This window comes from Lysinibacillus sp. RC46, from assembly GCF_041262385.1.
Classification (GTDB): domain Bacteria; phylum Bacillota; class Bacilli; order Bacillales_A; family Planococcaceae; genus Lysinibacillus.
Window position 1 is genome coordinate 230,723 of the sequence record NZ_JBGCCF010000003.1, and the last position, 26,402, is coordinate 257,124.

Here is a 26,402-nt window from a genome sequence, read left to right on the forward strand (position 1 = left end):
CTGCTGCTGAAAGAAGTTAAAAAGTAAATTCTAAATCTTCTTCGTTTAAATCATTAGATATTACACCATTGTAAATATTCGATAATTCCCCCTCGGTAATCAAGTCAATAGTTTCGATCTTTATATCCAGATTTTTTGATGTTAAATGTATAATGCTCTTAAAGTATTCTATAATTTTCTCAATTGTTGATTCTTTAAATAATGACGTTGCATAACTTAAATTAAACAATAATTCTCCTTCTTTTTCCTGACAAGCAATTGTAATGTTGAATTTTTCTGTATTTTCTTTGAAGGGATATGATGTAACTCTTAAATTATCTAGTTCTATTCTATCTTCCTGCATATTTTGAAGAACGAACATAACATCAAATAATGGATTTCTGTTTAAATCTCCCACCACACCTACCTTTTGAACCAACACATCAAATTGATATTCTTGATTATCAAAGGCCATTAGTGTCTTCTCTTTTACAATGTTTAAATAATCTATGAAATTTAATTCATTATCTACTTTTGTTCTAATTGCTAAAGTGTTTACAAACAAACCAATAACATTTTCCAAATCCTCTGATGTTCTTCCAGAAACAGGCGTTCCAACAACTATATCTTCTTGTTGGCAATATTTTGATAATAAAATATTTAAATTTGCTAATATAACCATGTACAGCGTGCTACTAGTCTTACGTCCTATTCCTTTTAAATTATCTGTGATAGTTTTATCTATTTTAAATTCGATGTTACTTCCTTTAAAGTCTCGTTTACTTGGCACAGGATAGTCCGTAGGGAATTTTGTTTCAGGTAACCTCCCTTGATATTCTCCTAACCAATATTTTTCTTGTTTTTTTAGTTCTTCACTTTTTAATATCTTTAATTGCCAAGCAGAGAATTCCTTATATTGAATTTTTAATGATTTCAACTTTTTGTCTGAGTACAAATCACTAAATTCTTTTGTTAATATCGCAACCGAAATGCCGTCAGATACAATATGATGAATATCAAAAATAATGATATTTCTCTCTTCCTCTACATTTATTACTCCAACTCTAATAAGAGGAGGTATTTTTAAGTTAAATGGCCTTATAAAATTTGCTACCTTTTCTGAAATTTCATCTTCGTTTTTGACTGTTAGCATTTCAATTTTAAACACTAAATCATCTATTGGTTGAATTTTTTGTACTATGTCTTCATCAACAATTTCAAAACTGGTTCTTAATGATTCATGCCTTTCTATTAACTGTCTTATTACTCTATTTATTATATTAAGATCGAGTTTGCCTATTACTTCTATAACCTTTGGCATATTATAAACCGTTCCATTATTTCTCTCTTGTAGCAGATACATTCTTTTCTGTGCAGAGGAAGTTCTATAATATTGTTGTTTAGCTGTAAATTTTTCTATCTCTTCGTATTTATTCTTCTCCACTTTGCTAATATATTTAGTGAGTTCTTTTATATTTTTAGCCTTAAATAATTCTTTTATTGGTATTTTTACATCTAATAACTTGTGAATTCTGCCTACCAATATTGTTGCATTTAATGAATGTCCTCCCAAATCAAAAAAGTTGTCATTTATACCTATTCTTTTTACCCCTAAAATTTCTGACCAAATTTCCACTAAATTTTCTTCCATCTTATTTCGTGGAGCAACATAGTTATTTGAAATTTGATCTTCTTTATTTGGATCAGGTAAGGCTTTTCTATTTATTTTTCCATTTGAATTTAGTGGCATTTCTGCAACTTCGATAATGAATGAGGGTATCATGTAGTCAGGCAAGGTTGCTGATAAATAATCTTTAATTTCAGATGTATTTAATTTTCTATAACAGGTTACATATGCACAAAGATACTTTTGAGTATTTTGATCAATTTTCCCTACAACTACTGCTTGTTTTATATTTTCAAGACTCAATAATCTATTTTCTATTTCTTCAAGTTCTATTCTATATCCTCTAACTTTTACCTGATTATCTATCCTCCCTAAAAATTCTATTTCTCCATTTGATAGCCATCTTGTTAAATCTCCAGTTTTATATATTTTCAAACCTTTTTCAAACGGACTTTCAACAAACTTTTCCGCTGTTAAATTTTCTTTATTTAAGTAGCCTCTTGCTACTCCATCTCCACCTATACATAATTCTCCCGGAACTCCTATAGGCACTATTTGCATATTTTCATCAAGAATATATACTTGAGTGTTATTTATTGGTTTTCCAATAGTAAGGTTGTTGTCTTCATTTACATAAAGTTTGCTTGTTGACCAAATAGTTGTTTCAGTAGGTCCATATACATTAAAAACTTTTAAATTATCGTTTCTATCTAATTCTTCAACTAAATTTTTAGGAACTTCTTCTCCACCAATTAGCACTGTTTTTAATTCTTTTATTGATTTTTTAAACTTATTACTTTCTAATAAGGATTTTAATCTGGAAGGCGTACATTGCATTACCTCCACTTTATTTGCAACAATTACTTTTGATAATTTATCTCCATCAATTACTTCTTCCTCATTTACAATTACTATTTTCATTCCTTGAGCAAGTGGTACTAAAGTTTCTAAACCAAAAATATCAAATGAAATTGTTGTAATACATAATATATTTTTATACTCATTTAGGCCTGTTGCAGCTACAATGCCATGTATAAAATTATTTACTTGTTTATGTTCAACCATTACTCCTTTTGGATTGCCTGTTGAACCTGAAGTATATATCACATTTGCTAAATCATGTGAGTTATTTACTATACTCAAATTATTATCATCTAAGGAATAACAATCTTTACTAATATTAATAACACTACCAGTAAACTGTAAATCATCTTCTAATTCCTTGGCTGTTATTAAAATTTCTACACCTGAATCCTCGAGCATATACTCTATTCGACTTCTAGGAAGATTTATATCAATTGGCAGATACGCTCCACCTGACTTTAAAACCCCCATAATACCAATGATCATATGAATGGATCTTTCTACAAATATCCCTACTATCGAATCAGCTTTTACCCCTTTTTCCCTAAGAATCCTTGCTACTTGATTTGATTTTCTATTCAATTCATCATAAGTTAATTTATCATCCTTACATACAACTGCAACTTCATTAGGAACTTTTCTTACTTGCTCTTCAAATAATTGTTGAATTGTTTTGTTTTTAGGATAAATTACCTCTGTATTGTTAAAATCTTTAATAATTTTTTCCTTTTCATTATCTGTCAAAAGTTGAATGTCAGATATGGATAAAGCACTATCTTTAATTATATTTTTTAATATTGTTATAAAATATTTTCCCCACAATGTGACACTATCTTCTTTTAACAAACTAGTTTTATAATTCAAATTAACGTTAAATGCCCCATTGTCCTCGAGAATTTCCAATGTGAAATCAAACTCGGCTATTTTTGATTTATAATCATATGTTTTGATTTCAACATTATCAATGCTAAACATTCTCTCGTCTATATTCTCGTATATAAACATGACATTTATTAATGGGTCTCGCTCACCATTATTTTCTGTATTTAGTTTATTAACAAGAAAATTAAATGGATAATTCATATGAGCATAAGCCTCTAGAGAACTTTGTTTTAACCTACTTAAAAATTCAGTAAATTTCATTTCGTTAGAAATTTGATTTCTCAAAATAATTGTATTAGTAAACATACCAATATTATTATCAAATTTACTATTCCCTCTGTTAGTAACAGGTGTGCCGATTATTATATCCTTCGTTTTTGAAAGCTTGTAAAGTAATACCTTAAATGCCGCAGCTAGTACCATAAACAGTGAAGATTCAGTTTTTTTTGCAAACTGTTTAAGGTCAAAAACCAAATCTGATTCTATCGGCATTTTTACAGTATTACCTGCAAATTGATTAATCGAATAATGGTTGTAATCAAAAGGAAGATTTAGCTTTTCTCTTTCACCTGATAATTTTTTTAACCAATATGTTTCATTTTCCTTTATTTCCTCAGAATTTAAAAATTCTTCTTCCCATAAGACATAATCTGAATATTGGTTATAAATTGGCTCCAGATTTTCACCTGAATATAATTTTATTAGTTCTTGACCTAATATATCTAATGAACGTCCATCAGCTATTGTATGATGTAGATCTATTAACAATATTTCCTTTTCCTGTGAAGCTTTAATTAGAGTTACTTTAAACAATGGTCCTTTTGATAAATCAAATTTACTAATATTCTCCTTGATTAAATCATCTAAACTCTGAGATTCTTGCTTTTCAACTTCATTAATTTTAAAATCTATTTCCTCTACAACCTCTTGAACAAATAGATCTTCTTCAATGTATAATTTTGTTCGTAAGCTTTCATGTCTAGCTATTATCATTTGGAACACAGTCTCTAATTTTTTTATATTTATTCGACCTTTTATTTCTAATGTCCCTATTATATTATATGGATCATTCTCATTTATTAGAATAGTTGAGAAAAGCCTTTTTTGATTTAAAGTCATTGGAATTACTTTATGATTCGGAAAAATATTTTTTACTTTTTTTAATTTTGTTTCTTCTGAAAACTCAAAACCACTTTCTCTTAATTCATATATACTTTCTTTTATTTTACTTATTATTATTTCAATATCCTTATAGGAAATTTCTGTATTGAAACAACATGTTCTTCTTTCCCACGTATAAATACCTTTATAATTTAATAAATAAAAGAATAAATCCATTTCTATTGGAAACAATGATGAGTCATATTTTCCATATGATTCAAATTTGAATTGTGAACCAAAGTAACTTATTCTCATAGGAACTCTTTCTCTTCCAAAAAACTCGTTTACTTCTTCTACAAATACCCTCGTTTTTTCATTTACTTCCATTTGTAAATCATTGCCTTTTTCTTTCAAAAGAGAAAGTACCGCATACGCAGCCGCCATACTAAGAGGGTTTTTACAAAATGTCCCAGCAAAAGTTACTGTTTCTTTATCTGGTATAGAGTTATCTCCAAATGACCAGCTTCCTCCGTCTATGCTATCTAAATATACCTGCTTGCCGGCTACAACACCTATCGGAAGTCCACCACCAACTATTTTTCCATAAGTAACTATATCAGCTTCAATTCCGAAATAAGCTTGTGCTCCACCCGTTTGAATTCTAAATCCATTTAGCATTTCATCAAAGATTAAAATAATACCTAATTCTTCTGTTAATACTCTTAATTCTTTAAGGAATTCTTTCGGCTGAAAACCAGGTCTTCTACTTTGTACAGGCTCTACTAATACAGCTGCAATATCATTTTTATTCTCTTTAATATATTCTAATGACTCTTTAGACCCGTAGAGTAAACTTACCGTATCTTTAATATTTCCATATGTTGAACCTAATGAAGTAGGATACGGACCTTCTTCATCTGTATCTGTTAGAATACCATCAAACGTTCCATGATAGGATCCAGAAAATTTTACAATCTTTTCTTTTCTTTTGCATGCTCTAGCAATTCTTAAAGCAACCATTACAGCTTCTGAACCTGTATTACAGAAGGCAACTCTTTCTACTCCGGTTAAATCTTTTATCAATTTAGCTACTTTCCCTGCTAAATCACTTTGCGGTCCTAATTCAAAGCCCTTCTCTAATTGAGCTTTGATAGCATCCGTAATAAATGGAGGATTGTGCCCAAAATAATGGACTCCATATCCTATTGCTAAATCTATATATTCATTTCCATCAATATCCCAAAACCTTGTTCCTTGGGATCGTTTGGATATAATCGGATAAAGTAATTTTTTTAATGTCATCCTAAAATTAAGTGAATTTATCCAATCCGAGAATACAGTATTATACTTTTCTGCATGATTTTTTGAGCTTTTTGTTTTAGTATTATATTTTAAGATAAAATCATCTACAAATTTTTTTTGCATATTATTTAATGAGTCTTCTTCAAAAATCATGGAGTTATTATTTATTTTAGGGAAAACACTCCTTGAATTGCTTGCTGGTTTAGCAGAAAATTCCTTTCTACTTATATCCATCAAATTTTCTAACTGGGCATGGATATCCTTAATTCGGTTTTCCATATTATTTAAATAATTAACATTTTCCGCATTCTCGTAATCAGTATTTTCACATGAAATATTTGACTGTTGTTTCACAGTGCTCTGTTTAAACATTTCTGATTTAGGTAAATGTTTTTCTATATATTCAGCAATTAAACCTACTGTGTTCAAATTTAATAAGAATTCATTTATAGAAATATTTAATTTATATTTATTATCAATATGTTTTTTAAAGTTTAGTAATAATAAAGAGTCAAAACCTAATGAAAATAAATTATCTTCACGGTTTATCTCCTCTATATTCAATCCAGCTATAATATTAATTATATTTTTTATCTCTAACTCTATATCGTATAAACTTAAAGAAGAGTTCTCTATTGTAAGAGTATTATTCCCAATGGAGCTATTCGATTCACCCGATTTTTCTGAATTTTTATTCAACACGAATTCTTTGTAGTTCTTCTTATTCTTATTTAAATCAATCCAATACTTTTTCCTTTGAAAAGAATAATTAGGGAGTATTACCTTCTCCTTTTTATATTCTTTGTAAAAGGATTTCCAATCAACCTGTACACCATTTAAATATAATAGAGATATAGAATCAAATAGTTGCTTATATTCATTTAAGCCTTTTCTTAATGACGGTAAAAATAGCGCTTCACCATTAATACATTGATTAGCTAATCCACAAAGTGTTGCGTCGCCACCTATTTCAATAAAAATATCGCTTTCTAATTCCTTGGCCGTTTCCATTGCTTTATAAAAATTAACTGTATTGGATAAATGATTGGACCAATAGATTGCATTCCCAAACGTGTCTTTATTTTCTTGCTTTCCAGTTATAGAAGATATAAAAGTTACGTTATTTTCCGAATATTTCACATCACTTATTTTTTCTTTATAACTATCGATAAATTCCTTCATTAAAACCGAATGAAATGGATGTGTAATATTTAACTCTTCTATAAACACTCTTTGTTTTTTTTGGATGATTTCAATAACTTTATCTACTTCTTCACTAAGCCCTGATATTGTTACATTTTCAGAAGCATTTATAGCTGCAATTGAAACATTTTTACATCCACTCTCTTTTATTGACTCGCTTGCAACTTCCACACTTGTTAGTACACCTACCATTTTCCCATCAATATCTAGGGTATCCATTAACATACCACGATGAGCAATCATTTTAATTGCATCATCTAAACTTAAAATTCCAGCATAGCAGGCTGCAGTGAATTCACCTATACTATGTCCAATTACTGAGTTTGCCTTAATGCCCAAAGACTCCCAAATTTTGGTTAGTGCATATTCAATAGAAAATATAATCGGCTGCGAATAAATAGCTTTATTCAATAAATCATTATCATTTTCTCCATAAATAATATCTAAAATATTGAAATTTAAAATTTTATAAAATTTTTCATTACATAAATCTAGTGTTTTTTTAAAACCCGATGATTTTTCATATAATGTTTTTCCTATATTCTTATAAATTGATCCTTGACCAGTAAATAAAAACGTAATATTATTCATTTTAAACTTGGAAGAATCATTTTTAAAATGATCAAATTTATCAAACATATTTAATATATCGGCTTTGCTTGATCCATTAGCAGCAAAACGATAATCCATATGACTCTTACAAATATTAGAACTGTAACATATATTACCAATTGACTCATTAGATTTAGACAAATATTCTTTCATATTTATGATAGAATATTTCAATGCCTCTTCATTTTTAGCAGATAAAGTTAACAAGTGATAAGGCAATTCCTTCTCTTCGATATTTACTTTAACTAATGGTGGTTCTTCAATAATTGCATGGGCTAAAGTACCTGTGAATCCAAATGCACTAATCCCCGCTCTCCTAATCTTTTCTCCAGGTTTCCACTCAACAAGTTTATTGACTACTTGTAAATTTCCCCAATCGATTTTAGAACTTTTTTTATTGAAATGGATATTAGGCGGTAGCTGATTATGTTTAAATGATTGGATTATTTTTATTAAACCAGCCATTCCTGATGCGGCTTCTAGATGAGCAATATTGGTTTTCACTGCTCCTATTAACAAGTCATTTTTCTTATCTTTAAATATTTCATTTAGAGCTTGAACCTCAATGGTATCACCTAAAGGGGTGCCCGTCCCATGCGTTTCAATATAATCAATATCATTTATAGTCATTTTAGCTTGAGTTAAAGCTTGTTTTATTACTCTTTTCTGTGCACTTCCATTTGGAGCGGTCATCCCATTTGTTCTTCCATCTTGTCCAACCGAAACGCCCTTTACGATTGCATAAATTGTATCGTTATCTGCTTTAGCTTCGGATAACTTTTTTAATACTATGACGCCACATCCCTCACCTCTACCAAAACCATCTGCATTCTCAGTAAATGTTTTACATCTGCCGTCTGCAGCTAATCCGTGCTGTTTTGAAAGACCAATGAATGACTCAGGAGTTAATAACATATTAGCTCCCCCAACAATTGCTAATGAGCATTCGCCCTTTTTTAGACTTTCTACGGCAGCATTTAAAGCCACTAACGAGGACGAACAGGCTGTGTCAAATGTTACCGCAGGTCCTTTAAAATCATAGAAATAGGATAATCTACCACTGGCAGCACCATAGGTTATACCGCCAACAGAATAAGGCGTTATTTTTTTTTCATCACCTGAGAACATATGAGCCCTAAAATAATCACTAGAACTAATTCCTACAAATACTCCGGTATTACTCCCACGTAACTTTTTTATATTTACCCCAGAATCTTCAAGCGCCTCCCAACTTACTTCTAACAATAATCTTTGTTGTGGATCTATAGAGCTTGCTTCTACAGGAGAAATTTCAAAATGTCGATTATCAAATTCATCAACAGGGACATTTAAAAATGCCCCGTATTTCGTATACATCTTTCCAATTTCGTCTACATTATCACTATAATATTCTTTATAATCAAAGCGATCCTTTTTAATTTTTGTTACAGTATCAATCCCATTAGAAAGAATATGCCAAAACTGCTCTGGATTATTTGCACCTCCAGGAAATCTGCAACCGTGTCCTACTATAGCTATATCATCATCTTGGTTTTTTTTAGATAATTCTTCGATTTTCCTAGCTGCTTTTCTCAAAGCTTCCTTGTATTTATTCGTTTCTTGTTCCACAACCATTCCTCCCTTTTTTAGTCTACTAAAGACTCTATTTCTGCTAAAAGGTCATCTATAGTTTCAGAAGTATTTAAGCCGTCATTATTTATGTCATTTTCACTAGTCTCTTCTTCGAAAGATAAAACTTCCATAAGCAGATAATCATTTAACTCTTTTAAAGATGGATAATTGAAAAATACAGAAATATCGAGTTCTTTGCTTGTTAATTTATTTATTTCATTTCTCATAGAGAAAATCATTAATGAGTCCGCTCCCTGTTCTGTTAGTGACTGATCTAATACTAAAAGGGATGCATCATCAAACCCCATTAAAGTCGCTGCAATATTTTTCAATTTTTCTTGTAAATAATCATATCTTTCTGAAAACTTCAACGACCTTAAAACTGATAAGATATTAGCCTCACTATTTGTCTTGTCTTTTTTTCTATTAGTAACATCATCTAAATTTATTAGTTTTGATAAAAATGTAGTCATTTCTTCTAATTTAGTGTTTTCATTATATAAATCCCAGTTCATGTCAGCGACCAGAATAGATGAATGATTTTCATTAAGTAATTTATCAATCATTTTCATCCCTAATTCTGTACTAATGCTATAAATTCCTTGTTTCTCTATTCTTTTCATATTCTCTTCATTTCTAGATGCCATACCTATCTCAGACCATGGTCCCCAACAAATCGATATTGCAGGTAAGTTTAATTTTCTTCTATATTGAGCAAAGATGTTCATAAAATAATTCGCGGTTGCATAATTTGCTTGACCTATATTTCCTATTACAGAAGCAATGGATGACATCATAACGAAAAAGTCCAACTCACAATTCCTTAATGAATGATGTAAATTGTATGTTCCAAAAACCTTACTCATAAACATTTGCTCAAAACTTTCCCATGTTTGATCTCTTATAAGCCTATCATCTAAAATACCAGCTGCATGAACTACGCCTTTTATCTCCGGGAAATTCATGGTAATATCAGATATTAAAGCAGAAATATCTGATTCTTTACTCACATCAACCTGACATATAAGTACTTTTATACCTCTTTCTTCCCAACTCTTTACCTTGTCAAGAATATCCCCCTTGGGCTTATTTCTGCTTAACAAAACTAAATTACGTGCCCCTTTTTCTATTAAATACTCTGAATAGAGCATTCCGATACTACCCGTTCCCCCAGTTATGAGATACGTTGCTTCAGACTTTATTGCTATATCAAGATTTTTATGTTTTTTCTTAGAATAGGTATTTTTGACCAATCTCGAAACATATCTCTTATTATTGTTTCTTAAACAAACTTGTTTCTCATCGTTTGTTATTATTTCTTTTATAATTACATCATCAATTTCCTTATTGATCATGCTACTATCAACGTCAATGATTCCTCCCCATAATGGATTAAATTCTAGTCTAATAACTTGTGAAAAGCCCCATAAAGTTGATTGATAAATAGAAATTGGACTATTGTCTAAATCATGCACGTTATTAGTTATTACTTTTAAGTTCATTTTTTCAACTAAATTCAAGTCAGTTATGGCTTGTACAAGATGCAATAATTGACTGCAAGCTGTTTTTTCTTTCAATGTCTCTAAAGTTATTTGATTGATGCTTTCTTCATTAGATTCAGAAATAAATAAAATGTTAAACTTTTCATTATCAAATTTATATACTATGTCTTTAAATAGTGTGTAAAAATCTTCTTTTTCGTTATCGGAAATGCAATAGGTATTATCATCCAGTTCCATTAAATTTTTACCAGACAGGACTTTAATAGAATCCATTCCAAGTAAACTCAACTTGTCATATATTTTATTGCAGATTTCGTTATTATTTGAAAAAATAATGAATTTTTCATTATTTTTAAATTCAATATTTCCAAATGATTTTTCCACCCATTCAACGTTATAAAGCATTTGATCGCCACTATAGTTTAGTTCCTTTAGTAGGCTTTTTCGATCTGTGAGTTTTGCCATAATGTTTTCTATCTCAAATACGATCTCACCTTTTTCATTATAAACAGCAATATCTCCAATAACCCCTTCTTTTTGATCATTATTAACCTTTACATGGCACCAATAACTTTCTGCATCTTTATAGTAATACTTAATTTTCCCTAATGAGATGGGAATTGTTGTTTTAAGCACATCTGTTGTCTTTTCAGAATTCATTTTCCTACTTAGTTCAGATACAGCGAACACAGATTGGAATATAGAATCTATTAAGCCTGGATATAATGTATATGATTCTTTATTTGGAATTTCTATCTTCGGATCAATTAAGCAGACCCCTTCACTTTCTCCCCTCCATACTCTCTTTATTCTTTTAAAACCTTCGCCTAAATTAAAGCCAAATTTGCTCATTACATCATAGATATTGAAACCTGATAAGTCTTCCGGAAACATATTTTTTAGATCATCTATATTTATCTTTTTCTCAGAGGTCTCGTCCTTTATTACAGTTAAACTTCCTTGACAATGTGTAGACCAATCTCCATGTTCCGCTTTACTGTCTTTACTTATTATTTGAAACTTCTTTCTTTCTTCATGGATATCTTCTATTAATATTTGCACTGTTCTTTCATCACCCTTACTTGCTATTAAAGGTGAATGGAATTCAACATTTTCAATAATACATACAGATGATTTATAATAATCTTCAATAATTGATACAAGCATTGACATATGCGCAGCAGCAGGAGATATTGCCGTGTCAAAAATAATATGCTCTTTCATAAAGTATGGAGAATTCATTGTAAAGGAGTTCTGATAAACTAAACTATTTTTTAATTGTGGTGTACTAAATCTCTGCCCAATAATTGGATGATAATCATTCCTTATTTGATCTGGTAATTTTTTTTCATGAGAACACACCGGTTCCATCCAATATGGTTTTCGTTCAAATGAATACGTAGGTAATTGAACTCGGTTATATGTTTTATTAATATTTGTTTCGAACTTATCCCAAAGTACCTTTACACCACTACAATACAGTTCCCCTAAACTATAACTGATTTGTTCCCAGTCACTTTTCTTCATATCTAAAGAGTTTAATAATTTTATTTCTCCCCTTAAAGATAATTTTGACAAGGCACATAAAGTTTTATTTGCTCCAACCTCTAAAAATACTTTATCCTCTGCATCCTTTATTGAAGTAATAGAATGATAAAAATCAACCTTTTCTTTAATATGGTTTGTCCAATAATTAGCATCTAAAATCTCTTCTTCCCCTATTGCTCTTGCAAAGGTAGAAGAAATATAGTTCACACTTGATTGATTAAATTTCACCTGTGAAGCAATCTCTTTGAAATCCTCTAAGATAGGTATCATCAAGTTTGAATGGAATGCATGGGAAACATATAATCTAGCTACCTTTATTTTTTGTCTTTCAGCTTCTTTTGCAAGCTCTTCAATAGCATTTTTCTCACCTGATACAACAATATTATTTTCAGCATTATAAATTGCTAGAGATAATGCATCATCATATTTTTCTATTAATTTATTCACTGTATTTTCATTTGCATAGATAGATAACATAGCTCCTTCTCCAGGTGCTGAATCCATTAGTCTTCCTCTTATTGCAACTAACTTTACTGCATCATTTAAATTCATTATTCCTGCTACAACAGCTGCAGCATACTCTCCTATACTATGCCCTATAACAACACTAGGTTTAACACCCATTTTCTCCCACATTTTACAAACAGAATACTCAATTGTGAATATTAGTGGTTGTGCATACAAAGTCTTTTCCACTTCTTCATTTGTACATTTTCCACTATAAATAAGATCTACTAAAGATTTTAAAAGAAATGGTTTAAATAATTTATCACATTCGTCAAATACTTCTCTAAATGTTGGGTTATTATCATATAATTCTTTTCCCATCCCTACATATTGGGAACCTTGACCTGTAAATAAAAATACAACCTCTGTTTCTTTTTTGAATTTTATTGGTTCATTTATATTGGTAGAAATACCTATTTTATTTCCGTTAATTAAATAAGCTTCCATCCTATTCATTATTTCTTCCTTTGTTCTTCCAGAAACCGTGAATCTATAATCAAAATCAAATCTAGATATATTATTTGTATAAACAACATCTTTTATATTTACACTATCACTCTTCATATAATTCAAATAATTACGAATATTATCCTGTAATGATCTCTCACTCTTTGCTGATAGCTTTAAAATATAGATTGGGTCACTACTGTTTTTTATTACTGTTTTTTTCTTTGGAGGCTCTTCAATAATAATATGAGCATTCGATCCCCCAAAACCGAAACCGTTTATTCCCACTCTTCTTATTTTCCCCTCACTTTTCCAATCAGAGTTACTTTCCACCACTTTTACCGGGGATTTATCCCATTGAATAAATGGATTTGGGTTTTCAAAATACAAGTTTCCAGGAATTACATCGTTTTTAAATGATAAAAGTACTTTTATGATACTAGCCATACCCGCAGCTGCTTCTAAATGCCCAATATTTGATTTAACTGAACCGATTTTCAATGGGTTTTCTTTCGTTCTATTTTTACCGTATGTTTCAACAACTGCTTTTACCTCTATTGGATCTCCCAGTTTTGTACCAGTTCCATGCATTTCAATGTAATCAATATCCGATTCATTTAATCTGGCATCATTTAATGCCTTTTTAATAACTTTTTCCTGAGCTAAACCATTTGGTGCCGTTAATCCATTACTTTTACCATCTTGGTTTACTGCGGTACCGCGAACTACACCTAATATATTATCATCATTTTTTTCAGCATCTTTTAATCGTTTTAAAATAATAACGCCAGCACCTTCTCCTCTGCCATATCCATTAGCAGATGCATCAAAGCTTTTACTACGTCCATCTACAGAAATAGCTTCTAATTTAGAAAAACATACATGAACAGCTGGAGAAATCATCAAATTAGCTGCTGCTACTACTGCAGTGTCTACTTCACCAGCTTCCAACGCTTTACATGCAACATGTAAAGCTGTTAAAGAAGAGGAACATGCTGTATCAAGGACCATTGAAGGCCCCTCAAAGCCAAAAGTATAGGATATTCTTCCACAAGCTGTACTAAAAGTTGTTCCAGTTAGAGAATATGCATCTATTTTACGTAAATCTCCTGATTTATAATGTGCAAATGAGTATTCTTCTCCCGCAATACCTACATATACACCAGTATTACTACCAAAATAATTACCTATATTTATCCCTGAATTTTCAAAAGCTTCCCAAGTTAGCTCTAATAGCATTCTTTGTTGAGGATCTAAAGCATAAGCTTCTTTTGGAGATATATTAAAAAATTTCGCGTCAAATTGTTCTATTGGAATATTTAGGAAACCACCTTTTTTTGTATATAATTTTCCAGGTTCGCCTTTATCCGGACTATAGAATTTTTCTATATCCCATCTCTCTTCTGGCATATTGGATATACCATCTTTTCCATTCATTAATATATCCCAAAATTCCTCCGGACTATTTCCTCCTGCTGGGAAACGGCAACTAACTCCAACAATAGCTATAGAATCTTTGTCAGTAGCATTTAAATCACTGTCTAAAAAATTATTAACCGTTGTTTCTTCTTTATTTAACTCATTAAATAAATAATCCGTATATTCATTTATATTCGGATATTCAAATAACGAGGAAACTTGAATGTTAATACCAAATCTTTTCGAAACTTTTTCAATAAATAATGGGATATCTATAGAGGCAAGACCTAAATCAGTAAAAGGCTCATCAGAGTGAGAAATATTTAAATCTAATATATCCTCAATCAAATCTACTAAATACGTTAAAATATTTTGTTTTGAATATTTTAAATTTTTTTCCATTAAATACATTCCCTTCAGTTAAGATATTTTATCTAAGACTAATTCACTTACTGTTTAAATAAATTTGATATACCTTATTTTTGTTTTTAACAGAAATTTCAAATATTTCCTCTACATTCAAATAATTCTGATTATTATTAAGAATAAAAAAGGCTAAGAATATATTTTCCTCCTTAAAGATCGATATAGAAAATAGGTCATCTAAACTTACCTTTGCCTTTTAGATGAAAATTTTATTTTACGACTTTGTAAGAAGAAAAAATTCTAAGCACTTAGCATAACTTTTAAAAACATTAAATTTTAAATATCACTCACCACCATCTTTTTGCCCCAGATAATAATTACAGTAATTCTATAAATATAACTATTATTGCCATTTTTTAAAATGTTATCACAGCTTTTTTGGTTAATCAAACAAAAATGTTAATTTTATCAAATTAAACAAAATCCTGTTGTTTTTTGAAAATTTCTATTTTTTTACAAAATAGGTTGATTATAAAAAAATATTATGATATATTCCTATTGTTGTGAAATATTAGAATTTTTATATTTATCAATTTTAACCTTCTCTTTTCATATCCTTCATGCAACCACACAAATTTTATTGAGTTACCAATTGTATCTATTCTATTTATTAGACATTATTCAGAAGAATTAACTAAGGTCCTTCTACAAAACCACTCTTTTAAGAAAATTTATCTTCAGTTTGATATGAACTGACTAAAGAAGTAAGGCTTTTACAAATAATGTAATAAAAGCTAACGTACCTAATTTACATGGTACGGGAGGGATAAAACACTTTCAATGGGCTCAAAATTGATAGGTAGTTTATTCCATTTTACTTAAGGAGGAAAAAATTAGTGACTAATAATTTAATTGAATTCAGAAATATTACCAAGGAATATTTCATAGGTGAAGTTCCAATAAAAGCGTTAAATGGAGTAAATTTCATTATTGAGGAGGGAGAGTTTGTTGTCATTCTAGGTGCAAGTGGTGCTGGTAAAAGTACAATCTTGAACATTTTAGGTGGCATGGATACTCCTACTTTAGGAGAGGTAATCGTGGAAAAAAAGGATATTACAGAGTTTAATGAAAAAAAACTAACGGACTACAGAGCAAAAAAAATTGGCTTTGTGTTTCAATTTTATAATCTAATACCTAATCTTACTGCTTTAGAAAATGTTGAGTTTGCAGTTGAAGTTTCTAAAAATCATTTAGATCCTGAAGAAACTCTAAAACAAGTTGGTCTAATTGACAGAATGAATAATTTCCCTTCTCAACTTTCCGGTGGGGAACAGCAAAGGGTTGCAATAGCTAGAGCGATTGCTAAAAATCCATTACTTTTACTTTGTGATGAACCAACTGGAGCTTTAGATTATAAAACAGGAAAATCAGTATTGCAACTTCTTGAAGACATAAATAGAGAAACACATAAATGTGTCGTCTTAATAACACATAATTCAGCTATTGCCCCTATGGCTGACAAAGTAATAAAAGTGAAAAGTGGTGTTATTGAGAATATTACTATAAATGAAAATAAAAAACCTATAAAGGATATTGAATGGTAATGAATAAATTATTTTTAAAATTAATAAGAGACCTGAAATTATATAAGGGGCAATTTATTGCAATTACGTTAGTAATTATTGTAGGAGCATTTTTCTTTGCAGGGTTTTCAACTTTCTCAAAAAATCTCAGTGAATATTCCTCTGAATATTTCGAAAAGACGAACCTAGCTGATTTATGGGTTTACTATGACAATATAACTCCTATAGATGTCCAAAAATTAGGGGAAATTGATGGTATTAAAAATATTGAAGGACGTTATGTTTTAGATGCAAATCAAAAGTTTGATGATGTAAAAACGACTTTAAAGCTACATTCACTCCCTCAAAATAATCGTATTAATCAAATAGTAATGATTGAAGGAAATAGACCAACAGACTCTCATTCAATTGTATTAGATACAGATTATGCAAAAGAACATAATTATTCTGTTGGTGATGAAATAAACCTAAGCACAGCTTATAAAGATATCACTTTAAAAATAAGCGGATTCGGCGAAAGTTCCGAATATACTATAAAATCTAGGGATACCTCAGATTTCCCCCCGAACCATAAAGAATACGGGATAGCATACGTTTCAGAACAAACAATGAGTAATATTATAGGGGAAAATATTTATAATGAAGTCGTTATTGATGTAGAGGATGGATTAGATTTAAATTTAGTTGAAAATGAAATAGAAAAAAGTTCAACTAATTTACATTATTTTTATACATTAAAAAGAGACTTAAATTTAAGTTATAAACAGTTTACTGGTGAAATAAAGCAACAAGAAGAACTTGCAAAAATATTGCCTATTATATTCTTTCTAGTTGCTGCTATCATTACCTTTTTAACAATGTCCAGGCTTGTGGATTCGCAAAGAACTCAAATTGGAATCATGAAAGCATTGGGTATTAAAAATTCAAAAATAGTAACTCATTATCTTGGTTATGCAATAATAATTGGATTTATTGGTGGGCTTGTTGGATCATTGTTAGGGTCAATATTCTTTCCAAAAATATTTATGGACCAAGTAAGAGCAATAATTTCACTTCCTGGCTTTGAAATTCGTATATATTATATCTTTATTTTAATCGCTATAATTTTTTCCATTGCATTTGGTGTTTTAGCATCATTCATGTCTTGTAAAATAATTTTAAAAGAAACAACTACTGAATCATTAAGAGTCAAACCCCCTAAAAAAGTTAAAAAAATATTAATAGAAAGAAATACAACTTTTTGGAGAAAGCTTTCTTACAGTAATAAACTTATTTTAAGAAATATTTTTATTAACAAAAAAAGAGCTATTTACAGTTCTTTAGGGGTTGTCTGCTGTGTCACCTTATTGATACTTGCCTTTGGATATAAGGGCTCTAGACAATTATTAATAGATAAGCAATTTAATGAAGTATATAATTATGATCTTAGGGTTGTGTATAAAACACCTATTAAAAATTTAAGTAGCGATATCCCATATAATGATATTAATTTTAATACACTGGCTCAAACTAGTGTAGTTATTACTAATATTGAAGATAAAAAAGATAGCAATCTACTAATTACAAATAAGGAAAATAATTTAATAAATAATTTTAATAAAGAAGGAAACATATTACCTCTAGATGATGAAGGTGTTATAGTCGCTAAAAGATTTGCAGAAAGATATAAGTTATCTATTGGGGATTCACTTCAATTAAAATTAATAGATTCAAAGTATAAAGGGAAATCTATAGAAGTAAAAATCTCTAATATATCTGAACAGTATTTAAATCAAGAAATATTCGCTACACCGAAGCTCTTATCTAATTTGGGCGTTTATTATGAACCAAGCACACTTCTAATTCAAGGAAAAGACCCAACCAAATTGGACGAAATTTATAAAACCTTTAATAGTATGGGGAATCTAAAAGAAGTTAAGTCTAAAAATGAAATAAAGAAGCTTACTGAAGACGGTCTACAAAATCTATATAATATGATTGTGGTATTAATTATTTGTGCAATTGTATTATCCTTTGCAGCAATATATAACATTTCTGTAATTAATATAACTGAAAGGATACGGGAACTGGCAACATTAAAGGTACTAGGTTACCAAAGAAATAAAATAAATAAGCTTATTTTTATGGAAAATATTTTTATTACTATTTTTGGGGTAATTATTGGAATTCCAATAGGGATTGCTTTATATATGCTCATTATAAAGAAATTCACTCTTGATAATATGGTGTTTCCTATCACACTAGATATAGGATCTTTACTGTATCCAGTAATCATCACTTTTATTGTTACTATTTTATGTAACATATTTTTAAGAAAAACTGTAAAGAAAATTGATATGATTGAATCACTTAAGAGTATAGAATAAACAGGAAATCATAAACCAACCAGTTGTCATTATAAATCAGCAACTGGTTGGTTTATTTTATCTTACAAGATATTGTTTTTTAATATAATAGTTTCAAACATATAGCTGCACCTAAAATAAGAATAATGCATACAATTCGCCGCCAGTCCTTGGATTCATTGAAAAACAACATTCCAAGTAAAGCGCCACCGGCCGCTCCAATTCCTGTCCAAATTGCATAGGCTGTCCCCATTGGTAATGTTTCCATAGCATATGCAAGGCCAGCAAAGCTCAAGGTAAATGCGAAAATCAATAACACCAAATTTTTTATACTTTTAGCATCATTATATTTACTAATCATATAAACACCCATCATCTCACATAGTCCCGCGACTACTAATGCAATCCATGCCATTATTCGTTCACCTCTTTTTCTTTAGGCTCACCTGTCACTAGCTTTAAACCGACGACCCCTGCAAGTAAAACGGCAATACATAAAATCTTAGCTAATTTCCATGGCTCTCCGAATAGTAAGCTACCAGAACATACAGTACCCGCTGTCCCTAAACCTACGAATACTGCATAAACAGTGCCAGCAGGTAAGCATTCTCCAGCCTTAATCAATAAATAAAAGCTAACAAAAATTGCAATTGCGGTACCAATCCATTCGAGTGCATTCCCTGCATGCTTTAAGCCAATAACCCAACCGACTTCAAAAAAAGCAGCAATTATGACACTTAACCATTGTTTGTTCATTGCGAATTCCTCCATTTTATTGTTAAACACGGATGTATACTATTATTGGGCAGTTCCCTTTAAGCAAAGTGCGTGGTTTTCCGGCATACCTGATCAAATTACTGACCTACTTGAGCACTTTGGTCTTACCTGATAAGGTTGGTAACATACCCGATCGCTTCTTCGGCTTACCCGATCAAATTACTGACCTACCCGATCATTTCTTCAGCTTCCCTCCCATAGTAGCCAAATAAAAAAGCCTAAGAAACACTGCTGTAAACAGTATCTCCCAGGCTTTTATCCTTCCGTGTCACAAAATCATTTGTGGTTTTCTCTCGGACCAGACTAGCATTGCTACGGAACCCTAGAAAACTATCATATTTGATTGTGCTACTAGTATAGCAAACTATTCAGTCATTTTCTACTCGTACATAACCAACTTTATCAACAAGTGCTTGCCCCTCATCTGATACAATCCAGTCGATAAACTTCTTTACATTAGGATTATCTGTTCCTGCTGTTACAGCATAAAATTCAGATACGAGTGGGTATGTGCCATTACGAATATTTTCCTTTGTGGGCGCAATCCCATCAATGGACAATAATTTAATTTCTTTGTTCTTCACCATTTCTGTTGAGTAAAATCTAAACGTATAGCCAATGGCATTTTTATAATTACGATATTCTGATACCTCATGAATAATACCACCCATACCTGTCGCAACATTTTCAGCAGGTGCTTCCATAATTGGTGTATCTCCCATCATTCTTTCAAGTGCTGTTTGGCTTCCGCTATCAGCTGGGCGTTGAAAGGCACGAATCGCAGCATTTTCACCACCGACTTCATGCCAATTCGTAATTTTTCCAGCGTATATTTGTTTAAACTGCTCCAGTGATAAATTTTCTACGCTGTTCTTTTGATTGACGAAAAAGACAAATGCCTCTCGCCCAATGGGGGTCATGTCAAATGTAAGACCTTCCATCTCAGCTTGCCTCTTTTGTGATTCAGATGGCGCTGCTACAAAAATCAGGTCAACATCTCCTGAAATCAAATTTTGATAAGCTTCAGGTGTACGACTAACCATCACTCTACTTTTATCATATGGATAGTAATCCTTTGGATAGGTTGCTTCTACAAAGGCAGCATACAGTGGATACATCGCCGTCGCCCCATCTAAGCGTGGTAGTGACTCAACTAATTGCAATGAAGCCTTTGTATCTGACTTTACTACTTTATTTTGCTCTGTAAACGGTTGATAGAGTGACACATCAATTTCTGCATCAACAGTTGGAATACTCATTTTGTAGTAATATTGAATAGGCTTAATCGAGGCAATCAACAACGCAATGCCCATTACTCCAGCTAACCATATTTTCCGTTTTGTTGTTGTCAACCAATCAAAAATTAAACAAACGAATAGGACAAATAAACATATCGGAACAGTTAAGAGTAGTCCACTAAAATGTAGCCCGCCACTAATCATTAAATACAACCCAACTACTCCTGTGAAAAATAATAATCCGATTAGTACAAAAAGAGACTGTAGCACCTTCATAATCAACGGCTCCACCTCCAAAAGAGTAATTTTATACTTACTATTTTTATAATAGGTTATTTCCGGAAGATAACACAACTGTTTATTCAGAAAATTATGTTAAAATAAAACGTAGTATTGTAAGGAGGTATTACATATGGCAATTGAAAAAGTACGTGAACATTTAGCACAATGGAATGTGCAACACAAAATACAGGAGCTAAACGAAAGCTCGGCGACCGTTGAACTAGCAGCACAGGCACTCGGGTGCGAGCCTGAGCGCATTGCAAAATCGTTATCGTTTCTCGTGAACGATGGCGCGATACTAATTGTTGCTGCAGGCGATGCCAAAGTCGACAATGCAAAATTTAAAGCAGCCTTTGGTACAAAGGCAAAAATGCTTGGAAAAGATGAAGTACTTGAAAAGATTGGACACGAGGTAGGAGGTGTTTGTCCTTTTGGCGTGAATGAGGGCGTTGCTATTTATTTGGATGAATCACTTAAACGCTTCACAACGGTATTCCCTGCATGTGGTAGTAGCAACTCTGCTATTGAGCTTACTATTTCTGAATTAGAAACTTATACACCCTTTCAAGAATGGGTTGACGTCTGTAAAGGCTGGAACGAGTAAAATAAAAATCGGCGAAACTTTATAAAAAAGCCTCGCCGATTTTCAATTTTATCAAGCAATGTTTTTCAAAGCGAAGCATATCTTTAGTAATGTTCAAGGCTTATATAGTTGTTTCATTCTAATAACAGAAAAAGCCTTACTAAATTTGAATTGAGGGTATAAAAATTAGAATAAATATTTTACTTTTTATTACAGAGTATCGCGTGTAAGAAAATATACTGGAGGGCTGGCAATGAAGACTATAGCGGGAACAATCTCTTTATCTGTTTCTTTTACTTTATTCATTTATTTGTTTGGACTAAAACTGGAGCATTCAATTAAATATGACTCTGGATTCTTTTTTCTTCCAATAATTTTACTGATACTTTCTCTTATTTTCTTTAGACAAGACTATAAACGAAAATAAAGATTTACGAGACTAATGCTCCCTGCATGTGGTAGTAACACTCCTCCATTGAGTTTACTTTTTCTGAACTAGAAACCTATATTCCATATCAAGTATGGATTGACGAAGGCTGAAACGAGTAACATGGCGTAATTATCTGCGCAATTATGTCTCGGCATAATTGCGTACGAGGTTTTGTACTTGCACAAAGCCGATTCCGTGACATCCGCCTGAGGCTTTAGGCCAACAGATGTTTTTTGCGCGAAAGCGTAGTGCAACGAAGCGACAGCAACAGCACGAAGTTGGTCATTCAGTCATTGCCACAGGACGTGGCGTTCTTAGACTGAGTTCCTCTATTTCAGCGGATACTCACCACCTATAGAGGTGGGTGACTTCTGTAACTGTCGCTTCGTTTTCGCTACCAAAACACTTGCTGAAAGAAGTTAAAAGTCTCGCCGTTTTTTATTTAATTTTCTTCTCTATATCCAACAGCTAACCAGTGAGAATCCCATTCTGTTATTTGATTGCCTACTCTACATGATAAGCCACATGCACGATTATCAGCGATAAATGAGCCGATTAACCATTTCTTTGTTTGTAATCCATCTTTTAGCTTTATCGTTATAGAGGGCATTTCCACGTACTGCTGATAAATAAACAAATTATCATCATAATGGGTATACGCAGAGGCATTTGTTTTCGTACCATCCCCTGCATAAATTTCTACAGTATTCCCTTCCCGCGAATAGACAGGTTTCTTGACAAACGGCAAGTTTTCCTGAACAAATGGCTCTGCCGAAAGGTACGTTGGCAACATATATTTCTGAATAGCAGCTCGCTCTTCTGCATTAAAAAGAAGCGGATCATCTTTTCGCTCCCAAATCAGCCATAATAAAATTTTCGATTGCAGTACATATGCAGCAGGTGCGTTAATAATAGCAAGCTGCCTGTCTTTTACAAGTTCCAATAATTGTAGACCTATACGCTCACCATCGGAAGACATATCATCTATTAAAAACTCTACTGGGTGTGCAGGACGATATAAAATATCAATTTTCTCCATGGCTGGCGTATATAGGCCACGAGCTATATTAGCAGTGTTACTAGAAAAAATGATAAGCTCTTGTATAGGAACATATTCCACATCAAAAGGTATACATTTCTTTAAAAACTGTACCTGACAATATTCCTCATAATCTTCCGCAGCCGTTTTCCCTGTAATGATGATTTTAGGTTTTTTCACATCATTTAAATAATGCATAGCCGCAAAAAGTGCACCAGACAAGGTTTTATGTAATGCCGAAACATCATTCGGACTATCAAATCCTAAATGCTGACAAAGCGCTTCATTGATTTCAAAGGTTTCTTGGACAAGAAATGGCGTTTCACCATTTAATTCAAGACATTTTATTTCTCCGTCCTCTGTACAAATAAAATCGAAGCGAGCTAGTATCGATTGTTGCTGTAAATAATCTAATTGGATATATGGCAGCATTTCAGAACGAATGCCTAGTGCTAAAAGTTGTTCATCCGATAAATGCTTAAATTGTTTGCCAACCTTTAAAAATATTTTCCAAAGTATAGTAGATGCATAGTTAATTTCATCGATTTTCTCTTTGGGTAAATCTAGTACATCGTATAAGGCGTACTCAAGGTCCTCAAAGTCTGGAAAGGAATTAGGAAATTTAGAATAAAATGCTTGGCGTTGTTGAAAATAATTGTCCATATTGATTTCTCCTTTTAAGAAGATGAAGAGCCACCTCTAGAGGCACCACCTGAGCCAAAGCCTGATTTTCCAGTGCTGGACGATGAGTGATTTGAATAAGAACTATTCGAAGATGAATCTGAACTATTTGAGAATGAACGCTTGCCACTCGAATAAGAGTTGGAACCGCTTGTATTTGAATTAGAGCTATTTGTTGTTGAGTTATTTGAACTATTAGATGTTGTACCAGACGAATTTTGAGAGCCGTTCGTAGTAATTCCATTTGTATTTTTACTTTCGCTAGCATTACTATGATTCGTACGTGGCACTGCTGAACCGCCACCTCTATCCTCTCTATCTGTACCATCCTTTAGATTGCGGCTTTTATAAATGGCACTTCCTAGCATTGCTCCGGCAGTTGCATACATAAGTCCATTAAAGAAATGATGTGCATAATGAGGCGAATTTTCATCTAAACACTCGAACGAACCATCATCACTTTCTTCCCATTCATCACATGCATTTGCCATGTCGCTGTCATACACACTTTGTAAATCACCACTAGCTGTTGCCGTATTGTTTTCTTCCGTTACATTATTTGTATCAGCTGAAGAGGCAGAGGACTCCCCGACATTTTGACTTTCTGTATTCCCACACGCGGCTAATTGCATAGCCATAAATGATGCTGTTGTGACTGCTATATATTTTTTCATTTGTTTTGCCATTTCGTATTTCTCCTTTATGTCGATACCTAATTTACGAATATCCCCTACTTTAGGTTTCATTTTTTACAAATTCATACATATTATCATAGCACTAAAAACCCCCTGGTGGATTGGAATCATTCATCTCCAGGGAGTTTCGCGCAAAAATATTTATTTAGTCGGTACTGCTTTTCTTCCATATGTCATAAAGCGCCATAGCTTTTCAAATGGCCCCATTTTAAAGAATTTGAACCAGATGACACTAAAGATAATTTGAATGATAAAAATTAAGATTGCAATAATCACCGCATCAGAAGGTGAAACAACTTCAAGCCCCATTAACGACATAAGAGCTAGGCCAATAAAGCTTTGAGCTAAATAGTTTGTAAATGCCATTTGCCCAACTCGTCCAATTGGCTTAAGCAGCTTCGCAATTTTCTTATTTTCTAACAAAACAAATAGACAAGCTAAGTAAAAATACGTTGTCGGAATTACCCCTAAACTAATAACGGAATTTAGATTTTCGTATCCATCTTGAGCTGCAAACCAAATCCATATTGAAATGCCAACAAAAAGTGGGAACGTCACAAATTGTAGCCACTTTATTTGTTTTGAGTATTCACTTACATGACTAATCCAATCAGCTTTTGCTACTAAAAAACCAGTTAAAAACATGATAAAAATAGTAATTGCATCATTTCCTAATAAACCAAAAACAGTTGAAAAGGCTTCTTGATTTGGCATTAATATTTGTCCAAGAATACACAGGATATGAACAGTAATAATCGCAAATAACCATTTACTAATTGTTGAAATCTTTGCATGATAAAAAGGTATCAGTAAGAAACCTATTACTGCATAAATAGCAAGGATTGATCCCCAAAAAACAAAAATATGAACAATGCCAATTAACAATAAAGCTAGTAAACGTCTTGCAAAACGCCATCTTGGCTTATCGCCACGAGCTTCTGCACGCGAAGCAAAAATATAAAAACCTACACCAAAGAGGAATGAAAAAATCGAAAAGAATTTCTTCTCAATAAAAATACCAATAAGCGTACTAATAATACCATTAATTCCACTATAGTCAGGCATCGGACCTCCCTCTACTATTATCTGGTAGGCCGCTACATTAATAAACAAAATGCCAAATAACGCTAACCCACGAATAATGTCTAAGGAAACGATTCTTTCTTTTTGAGGTACGGATGGATTCATTCTTTAAAACTCCTTATCTTTCAAACTTTACTGCACTATAGCTATTTTAGCTTTCCATCCTTACAGCAGTTTTTTTATAAGCTTACAGGAACCTTACATTTTATAGATTTTTCTCATAAGTTAATGCCTTTTTTCTCTTACATTAGTTTTTAATCCCTTTCCAAAAGCAAAAATTTCATATTTTATAGTAACCATTATTTCTTTTAAAAAAGGAGAATAGACGATGTACAGACAACGCAAATTTGGTTTTTGCTACCCTGGATATAAATACTGTGGTCCAGGATGTTCAGGACCAGGTAGACCTATCAACGCTGTAGATTCATGCTGCAAATTACACGACGAATGTTATGCTCGATATGGTAGATCAAGATATTGCGATGAAATGTTCCAAAACTGTTTGCGACCACAAATGAACGCTAATAGTAAAATGGCTAGAGATGCTAGATTGTTTTACAACATCTTCGAAATGCGCAATGGGTTCTTTTAAAGAATAAAGAAAGAGGCTGGGACAAAACCCATCTCTAAACTAAAAAGCCGGCGAAATTTTACGATCAGTAAAATTTCACCGGCTTTCAATTTTTTTCATAAAAA

Annotated in this window: 12 protein-coding genes and 1 riboswitch; of the genes, 4 read left to right on the top strand and 8 right to left on the bottom strand. The window is 31.8% G+C overall.

Annotated elements, in window-relative coordinates; translation table 11 throughout:
- Positions 1-16: 16 nt before the first annotated feature.
- Both ABH966_RS04775 and ABH966_RS04780 read right to left on the bottom strand, forming a co-directional pair.
- Complete coding sequence (locus ABH966_RS04775) at positions 17-9,178, bottom strand: amino acid adenylation domain-containing protein (RefSeq protein ID WP_370076239.1); 9,162 nt, start codon at positions 9,176-9,178, stop codon at positions 17-19.
- A gap of 17 nt (positions 9,179-9,195) precedes the next feature.
- Positions 9,196-15,006, bottom strand: coding sequence for a type I polyketide synthase (locus tag ABH966_RS04780; protein WP_370076241.1), 5,811 nt, complete (start codon positions 15,004-15,006; stop codon positions 9,196-9,198).
- Between the two features lie 860 nt (positions 15,007-15,866).
- Here ABH966_RS04780 and ABH966_RS04785 point away from each other — a divergent pair.
- Both ABH966_RS04785 and ABH966_RS04790 read left to right on the top strand, forming a co-directional pair.
- Positions 15,867-16,574 carry an ABC transporter ATP-binding protein gene (locus ABH966_RS04785; protein ID WP_370076243.1) on the top strand — a complete coding sequence of 236 codons (708 nt, stop codon included), beginning with the start codon at positions 15,867-15,869 and terminating at the stop codon, positions 16,572-16,574.
- Entirely contained in the window at positions 16,574-18,919 is a 2,346-nt protein-coding gene (locus tag ABH966_RS04790; RefSeq protein WP_370076244.1) for an ABC transporter permease, read from the top strand. The genes ABH966_RS04785 and ABH966_RS04790 overlap by 1 nt, the downstream gene beginning before the upstream one ends.
- A gap of 79 nt (positions 18,920-18,998) precedes the next feature.
- Here the strand turns inward: ABH966_RS04790 and ABH966_RS04795 are convergent, their stop codons facing one another.
- The 3 genes from ABH966_RS04795 to ABH966_RS04805 all read right to left on the bottom strand — a co-directional run bounded on the left by ABH966_RS04795 (position 18,999) and on the right by ABH966_RS04805 (position 21,189).
- Positions 18,999-19,313: a DMT family transporter gene (locus tag ABH966_RS04795; protein WP_370076245.1), complete on the bottom strand. Its 315-nt coding sequence runs from the start codon at positions 19,311-19,313 to the stop codon at positions 18,999-19,001.
- Positions 19,313-19,654, bottom strand: coding sequence for a DMT family transporter (locus tag ABH966_RS04800; RefSeq protein WP_370076246.1), 342 nt, complete (start codon positions 19,652-19,654; stop codon positions 19,313-19,315). The genes ABH966_RS04795 and ABH966_RS04800 overlap by 1 nt, the downstream gene beginning before the upstream one ends.
- Before the next feature lie 263 nt (positions 19,655-19,917).
- Positions 19,918-20,012, bottom strand: a riboswitch (guanidine-I (ykkC/yxkD leader).
- A 31-nt stretch (positions 20,013-20,043) separates the two neighbouring features.
- On the bottom strand, positions 20,044-21,189 hold the full coding sequence (locus tag ABH966_RS04805) for a PstS family phosphate ABC transporter substrate-binding protein (protein WP_370076271.1): 1,146 nt from the start codon (positions 21,187-21,189) through the stop codon (positions 20,044-20,046).
- Positions 21,190-21,325: 136 nt separating this feature from the next.
- Here ABH966_RS04805 and ABH966_RS04810 point away from each other — a divergent pair, with 136 nt between their 5' ends.
- The gene (locus ABH966_RS04810; protein WP_370076247.1) at positions 21,326-21,799 is read left to right on the top strand and encodes a YbaK/EbsC family protein; all 474 of its coding nucleotides are present in this window, start codon (positions 21,326-21,328) and stop codon (positions 21,797-21,799) included.
- A gap of 851 nt (positions 21,800-22,650) precedes the next feature.
- On the opposite strand, the gene ABH966_RS04815 is transcribed toward ABH966_RS04810, so the two are convergent.
- The 3 genes from ABH966_RS04815 to ABH966_RS04825 all read right to left on the bottom strand — a co-directional run bounded on the left by ABH966_RS04815 (position 22,651) and on the right by ABH966_RS04825 (position 25,811).
- A complete protein-coding gene (locus ABH966_RS04815; RefSeq protein ID WP_370076248.1) occupies positions 22,651-23,910 on the bottom strand; it encodes a glutathionylspermidine synthase family protein in 1,260 nt (419 codons plus the stop codon).
- 14 nt (positions 23,911-23,924) lie between these two features.
- The gene (locus ABH966_RS04820) at positions 23,925-24,614 is read right to left on the bottom strand and encodes a hypothetical protein (RefSeq protein WP_370076249.1); all 690 of its coding nucleotides are present in this window, start codon (positions 24,612-24,614) and stop codon (positions 23,925-23,927) included.
- Between the two features lie 150 nt (positions 24,615-24,764).
- Positions 24,765-25,811 carry a DUF418 domain-containing protein gene (locus ABH966_RS04825; protein ID WP_370076251.1) on the bottom strand — a complete coding sequence of 349 codons (1,047 nt, stop codon included), beginning with the start codon at positions 25,809-25,811 and terminating at the stop codon, positions 24,765-24,767.
- A 223-nt stretch (positions 25,812-26,034) separates the two neighbouring features.
- Here ABH966_RS04825 and ABH966_RS04830 point away from each other — a divergent pair, with 223 nt between their 5' ends.
- Positions 26,035-26,298 carry a Parvovirus coat protein VP1-like protein gene (locus ABH966_RS04830; protein ID WP_370076253.1) on the top strand — a complete coding sequence of 88 codons (264 nt, stop codon included), beginning with the start codon at positions 26,035-26,037 and terminating at the stop codon, positions 26,296-26,298.
- Positions 26,299-26,402: the final 104 nt, after the last annotated feature.